The sequence below is a fragment of the Convivina intestini genome (assembly GCF_003096575.1).
Lineage (GTDB): Bacteria > Bacillota > Bacilli > Lactobacillales > Lactobacillaceae > Convivina > Convivina intestini.
Window position 1 is genome coordinate 51,005 of record NZ_QEKT01000005.1, and the last position, 14,407, is coordinate 65,411.

General features: G+C 42.0%; 14 protein-coding genes. All 14 read right to left on the reverse strand.

Going from position 1 to position 14,407, the window contains the following annotated elements:
* Window positions 1-74: 74 nt before the first annotated feature.
* The 14 genes from trxA to clpX all read right to left on the reverse strand — a co-directional run bounded on the left by trxA (window position 75) and on the right by clpX (window position 14,317).
* The gene (trxA, locus tag C7384_RS05055) at window positions 75-386 is read right to left on the reverse strand and encodes a thioredoxin (RefSeq protein ID WP_089938747.1); all 312 of its coding nucleotides are present in this window, start codon (window positions 384-386) and stop codon (window positions 75-77) included.
* Complete coding sequence (locus C7384_RS05060; protein WP_089938745.1) at window positions 364-1,032, reverse strand: thiamine diphosphokinase; 669 nt, start codon at window positions 1,030-1,032, stop codon at window positions 364-366. The genes trxA and C7384_RS05060 overlap by 23 nt, the downstream gene beginning before the upstream one ends.
* 17 nt (window positions 1,033-1,049) lie before the next feature.
* Window positions 1,050-1,724 carry a ribulose-phosphate 3-epimerase gene (rpe, locus tag C7384_RS05065; protein WP_089938743.1) on the reverse strand — a complete coding sequence of 225 codons (675 nt, stop codon included), beginning with the start codon at window positions 1,722-1,724 and terminating at the stop codon, window positions 1,050-1,052.
* Window positions 1,725-1,745: 21 nt separating this feature from the next.
* Window positions 1,746-2,633, reverse strand: coding sequence for a ribosome small subunit-dependent GTPase A (gene rsgA, locus C7384_RS05070; RefSeq protein ID WP_089938741.1), 888 nt, complete (start codon window positions 2,631-2,633; stop codon window positions 1,746-1,748).
* Between the two features lie 97 nt (window positions 2,634-2,730).
* Window positions 2,731-4,599 carry a Stk1 family PASTA domain-containing Ser/Thr kinase gene (pknB, locus tag C7384_RS05075; protein WP_089938739.1) on the reverse strand — a complete coding sequence of 623 codons (1,869 nt, stop codon included), beginning with the start codon at window positions 4,597-4,599 and terminating at the stop codon, window positions 2,731-2,733.
* Between the two features lie 31 nt (window positions 4,600-4,630).
* Window positions 4,631-5,359 carry a PP2C family protein-serine/threonine phosphatase gene (locus C7384_RS05080; protein WP_089938737.1) on the reverse strand — a complete coding sequence of 243 codons (729 nt, stop codon included), beginning with the start codon at window positions 5,357-5,359 and terminating at the stop codon, window positions 4,631-4,633.
* A gap of 6 nt (window positions 5,360-5,365) precedes the next feature.
* Window positions 5,366-6,712, reverse strand: coding sequence for a 16S rRNA (cytosine(967)-C(5))-methyltransferase RsmB (gene rsmB / locus C7384_RS05085; RefSeq protein WP_089938735.1), 1,347 nt, complete (start codon window positions 6,710-6,712; stop codon window positions 5,366-5,368).
* Between the two features lie 2 nt (window positions 6,713-6,714).
* A complete protein-coding gene (gene fmt, locus C7384_RS05090; RefSeq protein WP_089938733.1) occupies window positions 6,715-7,671 on the reverse strand; it encodes a methionyl-tRNA formyltransferase in 957 nt (318 codons plus the stop codon).
* 77 nt (window positions 7,672-7,748) lie between these two features.
* Window positions 7,749-10,163 carry a primosomal protein N' gene (gene priA, locus C7384_RS05095; protein ID WP_089938731.1) on the reverse strand — a complete coding sequence of 805 codons (2,415 nt, stop codon included), beginning with the start codon at window positions 10,161-10,163 and terminating at the stop codon, window positions 7,749-7,751.
* Window positions 10,164-10,236: 73 nt separating this feature from the next.
* A complete protein-coding gene (locus C7384_RS05100; RefSeq protein WP_089938729.1) occupies window positions 10,237-11,349 on the reverse strand; it encodes an AAA family ATPase in 1,113 nt (370 codons plus the stop codon).
* A gap of 108 nt (window positions 11,350-11,457) precedes the next feature.
* Window positions 11,458-11,889 (reverse strand): peptide-methionine (R)-S-oxide reductase MsrB, encoded by a 432-nt coding sequence (gene msrB / locus C7384_RS05105; RefSeq protein ID WP_089938727.1) that lies wholly within the window; start codon window positions 11,887-11,889, stop codon window positions 11,458-11,460.
* Window positions 11,886-12,410: a peptide-methionine (S)-S-oxide reductase MsrA gene (gene msrA, locus C7384_RS05110; protein WP_089938726.1), complete on the reverse strand. Its 525-nt coding sequence runs from the start codon at window positions 12,408-12,410 to the stop codon at window positions 11,886-11,888. Before msrA ends, msrB begins: the two co-directional genes overlap by 4 nt.
* 70 nt (window positions 12,411-12,480) lie before the next feature.
* A complete protein-coding gene (gene yihA, locus C7384_RS05115; RefSeq protein ID WP_089938724.1) occupies window positions 12,481-13,065 on the reverse strand; it encodes a ribosome biogenesis GTP-binding protein YihA/YsxC in 585 nt (194 codons plus the stop codon).
* Window position 13,066: 1 nt separating this feature from the next.
* Entirely contained in the window at window positions 13,067-14,317 is a 1,251-nt protein-coding gene (gene clpX / locus C7384_RS05120) for an ATP-dependent Clp protease ATP-binding subunit ClpX (RefSeq protein WP_089938723.1), read from the reverse strand.
* Between the last annotated feature and the right edge of the window lie 90 nt (window positions 14,318-14,407).

A 14,407-nucleotide genomic window follows, 5' to 3' on the forward strand; every position in this document is an offset into this window, starting at 1 on the left:
CGAGCCTTTTATCTTAAACGCTCTTCTTACAACAATAATAAATTTTACCAGAAGTGCCGAACTTTGACAAGCTACTATAGATAATTCTCTAAGATCTTTGCCAATTGCTCTTTATTGTGGAAACCAGTTAAACGATCAACTACTTCTCCATCCTTTTTAAGCAATAGGGTTGGAATAGCCCGAACACCAAAATTGGCTGGTGTTTGTGGATTCTGATCGACATCCATCTTTAAGAAGTGGACATCCGTCATTTCCTCCGCCAAAGCGTCCAAAACAGGTGACTGCATCTTACAAGGGCCACACCAAGGAGCCCAAAAATCAGTGATACTAACCCCTTGACTGGAGGCCTTCTCAAAAGTTGCATCAGTTACTACTGCTACTGTCATCGCTGCTCCTATCTTTTGTCTGGGTAACCATGATAATTCCAGAATCAAAACTAACATGTACCAATTCGTCGACAAATTCATTTGATGACCACATCTTAGGCCAATTTACCGCAGATGTCAAGGTATACTTGGCATCAATAATATGCAAATTATCAACTAGACCCAACGGCATAAAGCCCAGATATTTCATACCAGGAATATGCTGAATGGTTTTATAACCGGGTTGTAAGTAACTGATGTCATTTTGGCAATCCACAAAGTGAACTTTTTCAACAATCGGTTGAAAAACTGGCTCGTTAATAATCCATAAATTACTAAGCAAATGGTCAACTCGCCCTCCGGTAGCACCATACACTTTAATTAAATCACAATCAAAGCCCATTGCCGTTTGAAGGGCCAATTGGGTATCGGTAAAATCTTTAACCGTGGGGACTTGTTTAATATTTTCTTGTTGAAAATGCTCTTTTAAAAATTGATACTCTTGGGGATTTAGCGAGTCAAAGTCGCCAACGGCCAATTGGAAATTAACCCCAGCCTTTAGCAGGCGCCAAGCACCACGATCAGCGCCAATCCATACACCGGGTTGATCAAAGATATCGGTTGGCCAAAGTTCTGCGCTACCGCCTGCTAAAATATTAACCTGCATCAAATCCCCCTCCTCAATTAGTCAGTCACAACTGATCCAGAAGTCAACTTCATCAACTGGGCTACCTTAGCAGCTGGGTCCTTCTTATCGTAAACATAAGAACCAGCAACAAAGACATTAGCGCCAGCTTCATAGGCTAGACGAATCGTCTCATTGTTAATACCACCATCAACTTCGATATCAAAGTTCAAATCATTCATCGTCCGATAAGTATTCAATTGACTAATCTTGTCCAAAGTAGATGGCAAAAACTTTTGTCCACCAAAACCAGGATTAACCGTCATGACCAAGACTTGGTCAACCATATCCAAAACTGGTTGAATAGCACTAACCGGCGTTCCAGGATTAATCACGACTTCAGCCTTAACACCACGATTTTGAATCATTTGCAAAGCGCGGTGAATATGGGGAGTGGCTTCTACATGAACCCCAATAATGTCAGCACCAGCATCGGCAAATTGGTCAATGAAGTTTTCTGGATGAACAACCATCATGTGCACATCCAAAGTCATATTGGTCTCAGGACGCAACTGCTTGACCCAGTTAGGTCCGTAAGAAATGGCTGGTACAAAGCTACCGTCCATAATATCGATGTGTAGGTACTCAGCACCGGCATTTTCCACGATTTTGACATCGCGTTCCAAATTCGTATAGTCTGCACTTAAAATTGATGGGGCAATAATTCCTGCCATGAGAAAGGTCCTCTTTTCCTTCTATTCCCTTGAATAACGGGGCTTTTGTTGCTTAATTAAGTTATAAAATAGCTTGTAATCATTATACCGTGATGGGGCAATCGTGCCAAGTTCAACGGCGGCTTTAACCGCACAACCAGGCTCATTCAAATGTAAACAGCCCCGAAAACGACATTGGCCACTAATGGCTGCCATTTCTGGAAAATAATCAGCCAAGTCTTCAACTGGAAAATCAAAAACTTCATAAGATGAAAAGCCAGGTGTATCAGCAATCATGGCCTCATAACTTGATATCGTAATTAAAGAAACTTGCCGAGTCGTGTGTTTACCACGACTAAGCGCCTTAGAAACTTCTCCAGTAGTTAAATTCAACTCTGGGGCAATTTGATTTAACAGGGTGGATTTTCCAGCCCCGGTTTGGCCCATAAAAACGACTACTTTATCCTTAAATAATTGTTTTAACTGAGATAAAGGCTCCTGGTCAGAACAGACGACTGAATAACCGATGTGACGGTATAACTGGACTACTTGTTCAAAATCAGCCCTTTGATTAGCTTCTAATAAGTCTAATTTAGAGAAATAAATCACGGGTTGAACATCAGCAGCTGCTAAAGCAACTAATTGTCGATCCAATAAATTATTCGTAAAATCCGGCTGGCGCACCGCCGTGACAATAACCGCTAAGTCAACATTAGCAATTAGTGGCCGAATCAATTCATTTTCTCGAGCCTTAATTTGCCAAATAAAGCCTTCATCGTTTTCACTTTCAAAATCAACAAAATCACCCACGACGGGTTTTTGTTTAGACTTTCTAAATTGTCCCCGAGCCCGGGTCCGTTCAACCGTACCATCGGCCAGCTGAACATCATAATAACCGCTTAATGAGCGTATAATTCTACCTGTTTTCATGCTGTTATTATACCATGCCAAGATTTAATAGACGGTTTGACGCAATAAAAAGCAGGTCATTACTGTGTAATAACCTGCAATAGCTCGTACTATTTATTTATGAGCCACTTGAGCTCTTTTGACTAGATGAATTCGTCCCACTGGAACTACTAGAGCTAGCTGAGGATGAACTATCAGCAGAACTAGCTGAAGCTGGTCCATCTGAAATGGTTACTTCTAAAGTTTGGTCAACTGACATTTTTGATCCAGCACTTAAGGATTGCGTTAAGACTTCATTTTTAGGTGCCTGGTTAGTTTGTGATATATAAGAAACGGTAATATTGTTGGCCCGGCTCCAGGCCTGGACATCATTGCGCGTTTTACCAGAAAAATCTGGCACACTAACCTTAGCCACGCCACTAGAAACAACAAAAGTAACGGTCGTATCAGTTGGATCAACCAAACTCCCTGCTTCAATGGATTGACTGATAATTTTACCAGCCGGCACGTCATTAGACGTTGTTAGTTCCTTTTTAACGGTAAAGCCTTGGGCATTTAATTGCGCAGCCGTAGCACCGTAATCAGAATCAGTAAAATCGCCAAACCGAATTTTACCAGCCCCAGTTGAGATAATTAGGCGAATCTTGCTTCCACGCTTTACCCGACTTCCTACACTAGGAGAGGTCTTAATCACCTCATCCTTACTAACAGTTTTAGAAGTAGTATAAGTCACATTATTATCGGCTACTAGATGGGCGCTTTCCAATTTACTAGTTGCTTGACTCTGCGATAAATTACTTAAATCTGGCACTTTGACATAGTTATTCTGGGATTGATTAATGAAAAAGATAATCAGCCCCAGTAAGCAAACTAGTCCACATCCGACCAGCCAACGACGTTTGTCATGGAATTTAATACCATTATCTTTAAGGACCTTACGCACATAACGGGGGGTACGATCGACTAGACCGGCGATCTTTTTAATGGCATAACCTCGATTAGCATAGTCAATAATTTGATCAACGACTGGTTTAGTATTCTCCCCTTCCGTTGCACTAGTGGCTTTTTCTTGCTCTTCAGGCAGGTTATAATCCTCTAGTTCATCTAGCGGAATTACCCGAGTGTCATCATCAACTAGGGGAACATATCGAGGATCATGGGCGCGTCTAGGCGACAAACAAGTCTGCAAGTCATCGGCCATGTCTAGGGCACTAACATAACGATCTTCCGGATTTTTAGCGGTTGCCCTAAGGACCACATTTTCCAAAGGTTGCGGGATGGTCGGATCAAAATTACGAACCGACGGCATCGTGCCGGTAGTGTGCTGCAGGGCAACTGTGGCCGCCGTTTCTCCTTCATATGGTACTTGCTTGGTAATTAACTGATATAAAATCACCCCTAAAGCATAAATATCAGATTGGACGGAAGCACTTTCTCCGGCAATTTGTTCTGGCGAAATATAGTGTACTGAACCGATAACGGAATTTGTTTGCGTCAGATTTTGATTTTCTTTGGCTACGGCAATCCCAAAATCAGTAATTTTTACTTGACCATCGTCATCAATTAAAATATTTTGGGGCTTTAAATCCCGATGAATAATGCCGGCATCATGGGCAACTTCGACTGCTTCTAGAATTTGGAGCATGATGTCGACAATTTGGCGGTAAGGAATGGGAAAATGCTGCGAAACATATTCCTTTAAATCCATCCCCTCGACATATTCCATGACCATATAGTGGGAGCCATCATATTCACCAGTCCCATAAATTTGAACAATATGTTCATTGACTAAATCCTTAGCCGCTTGAGCTTCCCGTTGAAAACGTTTGACTAAGTTTTGGCGATCACGTAAGTCCATTCGCATGATTTTAAAAGTCACATCACGATTGAGCTTTTGATCATGAGCCAAATAAACATTGGCCATACCACCCCCACCCAGTGGGCGGATGATACGATATCGATTATCAATTATAGTCCCTGCTTGCATTCTAATCTCTATCCTTTATGAGCTTAGCTCATCAACTCTCATCATCAAGGGCAATCAATGCGGTTATATTATCGGAAACATTAAGTTTTACCGCAGCCGCCATCAAATCTTCAACTCGCTGGGCAGCCGAATGGCTTTGCTCAATAATATTAACGATATCATCATCACTAAGAACCTTTGATAAACCATCCGAAGTCAAAAATAAGACATCCTCTAAAAAGAAATTGCCATAATTAAACTCCAAGTCCACTTGATCATTTACGCCTAAATAACGCGTTAAGCTATTTCCTTGTGGCAAAGAATCATCATAAACTTTTCCTTGTTCTCGTGATAACTCATTTCTTAAATTGTGGTCAAAACTCAGTTGAGATAATTCGTGGTTGTGTAAAATATAGGCCTTGGAATCACCTGCATTAGCAATGAGTAACTGATGGTCAATCACCACTGCTAAAACTAAGGTTGTCGCCATCTGTGCTGCACCAGGCTGATGGCGACCAGTTTCAATCACCGCTTGGTTTGCTAGGTGTACTTGGCTAACCAGCCATGCTTGTACCTGCTTTAAATCGTCAAAATGACTAATCTCCCATTGCGCGCCTAAGTATCGAATAACTACTTGACTAGCCTGCTGACTGCCGGGATTACTAGTAACCCCATCAGCTACCATCATGAGTGGGGCTTTTTTAGTATTATAAAAAACACCAACAGCGTCTTGGTTATCGGTTCGTAAAGGTCCGGCACTCGTTTGATAGGCAATTTGCATAGAATATTACTCCTTGCGTTGGAAGGTGGCGATAAAGAAACCGTCCGTCAGGTAATCATCAGGATAAATTTGCAATGTTTTTTCTTGACGGTCAGACTTTAAATTAAAATCTGTTTTAGTGGCTAGCAGTTCAAAATTAGGGTGTTGCGCTAAGAACTGCTGCACAACATCGTCATTTTCCTGCTGCAAAATGGTACAAGTACTATAAACCATGATACCATCTTTTTTCACAATGTGACTAGCTGCACTTAAGATTTCTCCCTGTAGTTGCGCTAATTTTTCCACATCGGCTAAAGTTTTTTCATAACGAATCTCAGGTTTACGCCGTAATAAGCCCAAACCCGAACAAGGAGCATCCACCAAAACACGATCAAATTGCTGGTTTAATTGTTCTGGAATTTGACGAGCATCAAGCATTTGAGCACTAACCTGATCTCCCACACCCAAACGCTGCGCATTATCTAAAATCAGCTTAATTTTATGCTGGTGAATATCCAGCGCCAACACATGTCCTGCTTCACCCAAGGCTGCCGCAATTTGGGTGGTTTTACCACCTGGTGCTGCCGCAACATCTAATACCGATTGGCCAGTCGAATTTAACTGCATACTTTCCACTGGCAGCATGGCACTTTCATCTTGAATTGTTAGCCAGCCCTTTAGAAAGGCTTGACTAGTAGCAACATGACCGCCAGTTACCAAATAAGCATGCGGTACAATCGCTGATTTTTCGACCGTTAAACCGGCTTCTTCTAAGGATGCAACCACCTGATCATCAGTGGCCAAAGCGCTATTGACCCGAATTGATTGTTTCGGTGCTAAATTAATACTCTTTAAAATGGCAAGCGTTTTTGACTGACCAACTTGGCTGATTAAGTTTTCCACTAACCAACGCGGTACGCTGTATTCAACGACCAAGCGCTCAGTCAAATCGTCAATCGTCTGTATATCAGGTAAGCCTTGCCGGTCAATTTTGTGTAAAATAGCCGTTACATATTTGGCGGTTCCTTGATGCCCCATAATTTTAGCGACTTCAATGCTTTCATTAAATAAAGCATGCTTAGGCACTCGGTCTAAAAACTGCCATTGGAATAAGGCCGTATATAATAATTCACGAACCCAGGGATCAATTTTAGCCGGATTAATAAAGGGGGCTAGATAGAATGCCAAAGTTAACCGATGTTGGATTACACCATAAACAAGAGTCGTTAGCAAGGAACGATCAGCTGTTGACAACTGATGCTTTTTAATCACTTGGTTTAACTGTAAATTGGAATAGGCGCCATCCTTAACTCGGCTTAAAGTTTGCACTGCTAGGACACGTGGATTATTACTGTTAACTTTTTTTACTGACATTTTTAATCCTCAACCCAAGCTTGTCCGACTGTTAAATCACGTCCGCCACCATTTAAGTAGGCACTGATATCCATGGCTGGCTTACCAGCCGGTTGTAAACGCAAAATTGACAATTGAGTATGGTTAGCAGCAGCAATCGTCAAAGTTTTTTTATCTTTGGCAACAATGGTACCCGCCGCTTGATCAGTTGCTTCCTTTAGCACTTTAACAGCTACTAGCTTAAAACGTTGTCCGCCAGCCTGCATATAGGCCGGATGCGTTGGATACAAACCACGAATATGCCAATCTAATTGTTGGGCCGTTTCATTTTTAAAGTGTAACTGCTGTTGTTCATGACTAATATTAGGTGAAAAAGTCACCGCTGCTGGGTCTTGGGCCACTGGCTGAATTTGACCGCTGGCAATCTTAGGTAAAGTCGCCATTAACAAATCACGACCAGCCAGACTAAGCTTTTCAAACATGGTACCGACGTTATCATCATTTTGGATGGGTACCCGGACGACATCAATCACATCGCCGGCATCCATTTCTTTGACCATATACATAATGGAAACGCCAGTTTCTTGTTCACCGTTCATGATGGCATAGTGAACGGGTGCGCCCCCTCGATATTTTGGTAGGAGCGAGGCATGGGTGTTCACCGCAGCAATTTTAACTGAATCCAGCAATTTAGTCGGTAAAAATTGTCCAAAAGCTGCAGTAATAATAAAATCTGGCTGCCAGGCAATAATTTGATCCATCGCTTCGGAATGACCAATTTTTTCTGGTTGCAAAACCAGTAAATTATGTTCTAAAGCAGCTTGCTTAACCGGACTAGCAGTTAAGGTCTTTTTACGTCCCTGTGGTCGATCTGGCTGAGTAACAACCGCCAAAATCTCATAATGGTCACTAGCAACCAAGGCTTCTAAAATTGGAACTGCAAACTGGGGGGTGCCCATAAATACTACCCGATATGTCATAATTATCCTCACTAACGAAAGGGGCTCGAAAGACTTCGAGCCCCTGTAATTACTGTTATTGTACCAAACTTTTCCCTTTACATAAATGTCAGCGGATTCCGGACAATGTTGACCTGAAAATTTCCCTTAATTTGTTGCGCCCGCTGAATTAGGTCTTGTAAAAGTTCATCATTTTCATGAGGTTTTTTAAACTTTAATAAGATTTGAAAATAGTAACGCTTTTTTAATTTAGCAATTGGCTGGGGCGAAGGACCCAGAATAATCACGTCTCTATTGAGTTGACTTTTTAACCAACGGGTAATTTGAGCCGTATGCACGGCCACCACATTTTCATCCAAATCACTCGTTTGAATTTGAATTGTGTAGTAATAAGGCGGATATTGTCCGATTTGACGCAATCGCATTTCGTAGCGATAAAAGCCTTCGTAATCATGTTTTTGTGCAAAAGTAATCGCATAATGCTCTGGATTAAAGGTTTGAACGACCACTTCTCCGGCCGTTTGACCCCGACCAGCCCGACCACTAACCTGGGTTAATAACTGAAAGGTCCGCTCACTAGCATGAAAATCAGGTAAACCTAAGGCCGTATCAGCATTTAAAACGCCTACTAGAGTAACATTTGGAAAATCCAGTCCCTTGGCCACCATTTGCGTTCCCAGCAAAATATCAGCCTTTTGCTGACCAAAATCTTGTAAGGCTTTGGCTAAACTCCCCTTTTTTCGAGTTGTATCTTGATCTAGGCGAATTACCCGGGCCTCGGGAAGTATTTTTTCTAGCTCCATGGCTACTTTTTCAGTCCCCGTACCATAATAACGAATGCGATTGGATTGACACTGAGGACATCGATGCGGAATGGCCGTTTGATAACCACAATAGTGACATTTCAAACAATGGCTATCTAAATGCAAGGTCATGGCTAGGTTACAGTTGGGATCCCGAGGAACGTAACCACAGTCACGACACATCACAAAGCTAGAAAAGCCGCGCCGATTCAGCAGCAAAACTACCTGCTGATGGGCCTGAAGGCGCTCAATTATTTTTTGCTTTAATTCGGGTGAAAAATTAGTTTCCTGACTACCTGCTAAACTCTCCCGCATATCAACCACTTGAACGGTTGGTAAATGCGCATCCCCAGCTCGTTTCGTTAGCATTAGTAGTTGATAAAGGCCTTTTTGGGCGCGGGCACGACTTTCTAATGATGGCGTAGCGGATCCTAAAATAACGGGTGCCTGATGATACTCTCCCCGCCAAAGCGCTACCTGACGGGCATTATAACGTGGATTATCCTGTTGTTGATAGCTGACTTCATGTTCTTCATCGACAATGATGAGACCAATATTAGTCAAGGGAGCAAAAACTGCTGAACGAGCCCCGACTACCACCTTTACATCACCACGTTGAATTCGCCGCCATTCATCGTAACGCTCACCCTCACTCAAGCCCGAGTGCAAAACGGCCACACTTGGCCCAAAGCGGGCACTGACCCGCCGAATCATCTGGGGGGTTAAAGCGATTTCAGGCACTAAAAATAAGACCGTCCGGCCATCTTGAACGACCTGCTGGGCTGCTTGTAAATAAACTTCGGTTTTACCCGAACCAGTAATTCCCTCTAATAAAAACGGTTGATAAGTATGGCTTTGATGGGCAGTTATTATTTGTTCAAAGGCCTGTTTTTGTTGGTCATTCAAGGTTAAATTAGCTTCACGATCCGGATTCAAAGTTTCAAGCGGACGGCGTAGCTTTTCAACCGCCAAGACTTGTAGCCATTCTTTACTCACGCCGGCCCGTAAAGTCGCTGAGCTCAAATCAGTCATTTCTACTAACTCTTTTTGGGTGAATACTTGGCCTAAATTTTGTCGAGCAAAAGCTAAGAGTTGGGCTTGCTGATGAGCATTGGCTCGCAATTGTTGTTGGGCTTGAACCAGCAAGTCATCGTCAGCCGTAATTTGATAGGCTCGTTGCGTTTTAACACCTAGACGATCTTGAATAAGCATTTCCACCGTTAGCTGTCCTTGCTGATGTAGGGTTGAAATTAAACGCCGTTGCCGTGAAGTGAAATCAGTTAATTGCACAACTTGCTGATCTAATGCTTGTAAAAATTGGCTGTCATCATTCAACCTAAAGGTCGGCTGAAGCTGAATTAAATATTGATAAGTAGCACTAAGGGCATTGGGTAAAATCGTTTTCAATACTGAAATTCGAAAGGCAAAAACATCTTGGGCTAGTTGTGCCGATAAGGCCAGTAATTCTGCATTAAGTACGGGTACCAAATCCATGACGGATTGAATGGCTTTAATTTGAACATTATCCGCTGGTTTTTGATCGGTTAAATCCACCACAAAGCCCATTAAATCCCGTTTCCCAAAGGGCACTTTCACACGCATCCCCACTTGCACTAAATCAAGCAAATCGGTTGGAATCGCATAAGTATAGGGTTGATTGGTTTGCTGTGTGGGCACATCCACAATGACCTGCGCATAGCTTGAATTCATATTTGCGTCCTTTCTACCTTTGAATTGGTATTAATTGATAAAATAAAAACCAACAAAATGTTGGTCCTACTTTTTAAATATGCTTTAAATTAATGCCCAAACGATCTTGGATAGCATCTAACGCTTGTAAATAACGGGCATAATAACCATATCGATCTTCATGATTACCAGGCCGATCTAAAATCACTAATTTATCACTAAAACCATATTGTTCAATAATTTTAAGCAATTCCTGATGAAAACGTTCCTGTAAGGCCCTGTCGACTCCTTCTTGTTCAAAAGGCGGAATCACCAAAATTAAATCAATTTCCTCTTCTTTGATTGTATTATCAAACAAAGCCTTGAGCTGCTCATTATCGGCTGCTGGTAAAAAAATATGGGCTTCAGCCATTGTTACCATGGCATCTGTATCAAAAAAAGTTAAGCCGTTATTGGCTGGCGAATTAATTTCATTAGAATTGGCATCATATTGGCCTTGAATAATTCGAATATAATCTTTTAGAATCAACTCATCGTCACAAACATTGGATTCTTCTTGATAGTGTCGGGCATATTCATCTGAAAAAGGCGAATTACTAGTACGGGCTAAGCGCCGAACTAGCGTTGATTTTCCCGTATTAGGCGCCCCCATGATGGTAATTTTATGGGCAAAGTGCCGTCGAAAAACTCGATTAATATAGTCCCAGTTAGCCATCGGATCTTTACGAATAGCCGTGGCTGATACTCGTAAAATCGTTCGATCCATTAAACTAACCTGAAAACGGCCATTATCGGGTAGTAATTCTTGTAATTTAGCTTGGTACTCGGGTTCCCCGGTGTACAACGTTACCTGGGCATCCGGATTTACGATGTTACGCTGGATAGTTTCTGTTAAAAGACGCGTCCATTCCGTCCAGCCGCCCGGCATGACCGGAATATGGTCTTCATTGATGTAATCAACCTTAATACTAGGTTCATCATTAAAGGCTTCGCGCACATAGCGAAATCTTTTTTCGACCGGTAGGCCAATTTTATCGCCCCGATCACCGGTATAGCCCGACACAATGACTACCACACCGTCGTTTAAGGCCGCCGCCTTATAAATTTCAGCCTGATGTCCAATGTGCATGGGCGCCAAAGTACCAAAAAAGACGCCAATTCTGTTACCAGTTAAATTATCCTTGACTAAATTACTCGTTTCAACCATAACCTCATCCAACGATTTATCTTATTTAACGATTTTCAATGTCCCTATTGTAACATTTTTACCAAATTGAAAAAGCCCAACGACCGTTGGACTTTTCCACCATGATTATTATTCAAATAAAGTCAAATACTTTCCATAACCTTCTTTTTGCAAATCAGCTTTAGGAATGAAACGTAGACTAGCTGAGTTAATGCAATAACGCAGACCACCTTGCTCTGCGGGACCATCGGGAAAGACATGCCCCAAATGAGAACCGGCTTCTTTAGAGCGAACCTCAGTTCTAGTCATCCCAAAGGAATGGTCAGTTGATTCAGCTAAATCATTAATTCCTTTAGTAAAAGCGGGCCAACCACAACCAGAGTCATATTTATCGGTTGAAGAAAATAAAGGTTCTCCACTGACAACATCGACAAAAATACCATCATCCCACCACTGGTCATATTTACCAGTAAAAGGTCGTTCTGTAGCGGCGTTTTGCGTCACATCATATTGTTCCGGCGTCAGTCGTTGCTTAAGTTCATCTTGAGAATATTTGGTCATTGCTTATCCTCCCAATACTTTTCCTGATAGCGAACCCGCGGTGCCATCATGGCTGCTTCACGTAAAGGATCTTTTTTATAGAAGTCTTGGTGATACTCTTCAGCATCATAAAACGGCTGAGCATCCTCAATAGTTGTTACGATTGGGTCATCGAAACGTTGTGAAGTGGCTAAGTCTTGCTTTGATTCTTCCGCCACTTCCCGTTGCTGAGGACTATTAACAAAAATCACAGGACGATAGTTATCGCCACGGTCTTGGAACTGCCCCATCGCATCGGTTGGATCAGCGACTTGCCAATACAAATCTACCAATTGACGGTAGGAAATAATCTCAGGGTCAAACCAAACTTTGACCGCTTCAGTATGCCCAGTGGTATGACTGCAAACTTGTTCATAGGTCGGATTGGGTACATGTCCCCCAGTGTAACCCGAACGAACCTTAATGATCCCAGGTAGACTATCAAAGGGTTCGACCATGCACCAGAAACATCCTCCGGCAAAAATTGCTGTATTTTCTGACATTTCAACAACCTCCTAGATTCTATTGTACTCACTTATCCTAAATAAACAATGGTATAGTTTATATATTTAATTACATATGGGATTCAATCCACTGCCAAACTTCATCCTTACCAGCCTTAGTTTGTGAAGAAAAGAATTGAAATGTGCTATTTTCAGGATTAAATTCTAAAGCCTTTTTAATAATTGATTCAGCTTGATTAAACTTACCACGAGCAATTTTATCTGATTTAGTAGCAACTACTAAAATTGGTATATTATAATAATCCAGCCATTGGTACATCATCACGTCTTCTTGGCTAGGAGCGTGCCGAGCATCAACTAAAGCAATTACCCCACGCAGCTGCTTACGCGTTGAGATGTAAGTTTCAATCATTTGACCAAAGGCTTCACGCTTTTTCTTAGATACTTTGGCATAGCCATAACCAGGCACATCAACAAAATAGAAAGTCTCTTCAACATGGTAGAAATTCAACGTCTGGGTTTTTCCAGGCTGAGATGAAGTCCGGGCCAAGCCCTTACGATTAATTAGGGTATTGGTCAAAGAAGACTTCCCCACATTGGAACGGCCAACCAAGGCAAATTCCGGCTGTCCATCAGTTGGATACTGACTAGGACTAACCGCACTCATAACGATTTCAACATTGTGGACTTCCATCTTATTTCTTTTCCTTTAAGACTAATTCAGGACTTTTCTGGTCCAAGACACTTTCCTTAGTGATAATTACCTTGGCAATTTCAGGGCGACTAGGAATATCATACATAACTTCCTTCATCACTGCTTCAATAATTGAACGCAGGCCCCGGGCTCCGGTTTTACGTTCAATCGCCAAATCAGCCATAGCCTGTAGGGCGGCTGGCTCAAATTCCAAATCAACCTCATCTAATCCCAACAAGGCTTTATACTGCTTCACTAAGGCATTCTTGGGTTGAGTCAAAATGTGGGTTAAGTCTTTAACCGTCAACTCATCAAGGACAGTTAAAATTGGTAAACGACCAATAAATTCTGGAATTAAGCCAAACTTAGACAAATCCTCGGGTTCGACTTGTTTCAAGATGTTCTTATCATCCAATTCGTCATTTTTACGATTTCCTTGGATAGAACCAAAACCAATTACTCGTTGCCCCAAACGCTCTTTAATGATGGTTTCCAAACCAGCAAAGGCGCCACCGACAATAAAGAGAATATTGGTCGTATCAACCTGAATCAGCTCTTGTTGCGGGTGCTTACGGCCACCTTGAGGTGGCACACTGGCAATGGTTCCCTCAAGCATCTTTAACAGAGCTTGTTGGACCCCTTCACCGGAAACATCTCGTGTAATCGAAACATTTTCTGATTTTTTAGCAATCTTGTCGATTTCATCAACATAAATAATTCCCTGCTGAGCCCGCTCAACATCAAAGTTGGCCGCCTGTAGGAGCTTAAGTAAGATATTTTCAACATCTTCTCCCACATAACCGGCCTCTGTCAAAGTCGTTGCATCAGCAATGGCAAAAGGTACATCCAGAATACGGGCCAAGCTTTGAGCTAAATAGGTTTTTCCCGAACCGGTAGGTCCTAAAAGAGCGATGTTGGACTTTTGTAGCTCAACTTCAGTCGTTTTAAGATTATTTTCATTAACCCGCTTGTAATGATTATAAACAGCGACTGCCAAAGTTTTTTTCGCATCTTCTTGTCCAATCACATAGCCATTTAACTCAGCTACGATTTGATGGGGCGTTGGTAATTCAAGTAAGTGCTCACCTTGTTCGGCAGCTAGTTCTTCTTGAATAATTTGCTCAGCTAAATCAATACATTCGTTACAGATATACAATCCATCCGGGCCAGCAACTAGTTTTTTAACTTCACTAGCTGGTTTGCCACAAAAACTGCAGTGAACCTCAGGTGAATAATTTGGTGTTTTGGCCATATTTATTTCCTTTTTTATAAGCTAAAGTACCCTCTATTTTATCAATCTTAAAATAGTTATCAAGCAGGGTAAAAGAAAAAAGCCCGAAGG